The sequence below is a fragment of the Halomonas sp. SIMBA_159 genome, assembly GCF_046536035.1.
GTDB lineage: Bacteria > Pseudomonadota > Gammaproteobacteria > Pseudomonadales > Halomonadaceae > Vreelandella > Vreelandella venusta_A.
The window spans coordinates 1-248 of the sequence record NZ_JAWJBT010001236.1; the positions used below are offsets into that span (position 1 = coordinate 1).

1 protein-coding gene is annotated in these 248 nt (G+C 70.2%); it reads left to right on the forward strand.

The window, feature by feature from the left end; all coding sequences use genetic code 11:
* Positions 1–42: 42 nt before the first annotated feature.
* Positions 43–248 (forward strand): hypothetical protein (locus R0J87_RS23205; protein WP_498889319.1); only part of this gene is annotated, 206 nt, incomplete at its 3' end.

The window sequence follows — 248 nt, forward strand, 5'->3', positions numbered from 1 at the left end:
GTGCAGGCGCCCGGCGACTCGAGCGAGCAGGGCCAGATCCACATGGACGATGCCTTCGCCCCGCGCGACCGCCAGGCGTGGATCGAGGAGACCCGGCGCAAGGCGTTCGCGGACACCAGCTGGGACATCCAGGCGCGGTCGTTCTACCTGGACCGCGACAAGTCCGCCGACACCGAGAGCACGGCATGGGCGCTCGGCGGATCGGTCGGATTCAAGACCGGCTATTTCCGCGAGCGCCTGGCCCTGGG